At 47.8% G+C, this 1,515-nt stretch carries 1 protein-coding gene; it reads left to right on the forward strand.

From position 1 onward, the window contains the following. A partial coding sequence (locus WCO51_13815; protein ID MEI6514331.1) for a PAS domain-containing protein occupies positions 1-1,515 on the forward strand: 1,515 nt, incomplete at both ends.

A 1,515-nucleotide genomic window follows, 5' to 3' on the forward strand; every position in this document is an offset into this window, starting at 1 on the left:
ATTGGCAATGATGTGACAGAGCTTCAGCAAGCACAAAAAGCCCTGAGCACAGCGGGGAGTCAACTCGAACGCCTGCTTGCCGCAAGTCCTGTCGCCCTTTGGAGTTGTGATACCACTGAAGAATTCTGGCCGAACTATTTTAGCGACAATATTAGACAGTTGATAGGCTATTCACCGCAGGATTACTATGATGATAGGAACCTATTGTTCAATCAAATCCATCCGGATGATTTGGAACACTCAACAGGATGGCTGGCAAAAGCGCTTTCTGAAGGACATATTTCTAATGAACTGCGTTTAAAGCACAAAGATGGAACTTGGCGATGGTTCCAAAATGAAGCTCGGCTTGAGCGAGATGAAGACGGTCAACCGTTACGCATAGTTGGGATCCTACGCGATATCACTGCTAATAAAGAGGCAGATCTAGCTCTTCATGAATTACAGGATCAGCACAACACCCTGGTCGAAACCACGCCCCACGCTATTATGTACCTCAATGAACAACTCGCTGTGATTTACGCTAATCCGGCTGCACATCAGTTACTCCATCTCTCTCAAGAGGAATGGCAGCTTCCTAAAGGTTCAATTGGAAAATATGCTACTGATGAAAACGGTTTCCCTCTTTCTGAGAGTGCACGCCCAACCGTTCGCGTAATGAATACCGGCAAACCAATTATCAATCAACTTTACGGGTTAAGCGCCCCTAACGAGAATTCATTCCGCTGGCTGAAAGTCAACGCATACCCAATATTTCAACCAGGAGAGACCAAACCCTATCGCGTTTTCTGCGAACTCGATGATATTACTGAATTGCATGAAACAAGAGAGGAACTCCGTGCGGCGAAAACGCGGTTGGAGCATATCTTAGATACTAGCCCGATGGTTCTCTATACCGTAAAGGCGGGCGACAACACGCGCCTGACCTATGTCAGCAACAACGCCGAACGTGTGAGCGGTTTCACTACAGAAGAAATCCTTAACACCCTCAACTTGATCCCTAGCCGAATCCATCCGGACGACTTGAATAGAGTGATGGCTACCTTGCAGCGGCTGACGGAAGAAGATAACATCACATTGGAGTACCGCTTCCTGCATAAGGACGGCAATTACCGATGGATGCGGGAAATGAGGAGGCTGGAACGTGATAGTCATGGGCAGCCGGTACAGGCCATAGGTTTGGTAGGTGACTTTACTGCGGTTAAAGAAGCCGAAGAAGCATTAAGTGAGTTGCAAGAGCAACATCAGGCGCTTGTTGAATCGACAAGCCAAGGCATCACCTATATTGATGCCGATCGCCAGATGCTCTATGCAAATCCTGCAGCGCTTCGTATGTATAACCTTACCCTCGAGGAGATGACAGAACCCCACCCCGGCTTCGAACATACACTAGTACTACTTGATGGGACAGAGATGCCTTTAAAGGAACGCCCATCCTATATTGCCCTTATTACAGGGAAGCCGGTTATTAATGTTATCGCTGGGCTTTTCGATCCAAGAGATGGCAGCACACGCTGG

It is taken from the genome of bacterium (genome assembly GCA_037131655.1).
Taxonomy (GTDB): domain Bacteria; phylum Armatimonadota; class Fimbriimonadia; order Fimbriimonadales; family JBAXQP01; genus JBAXQP01.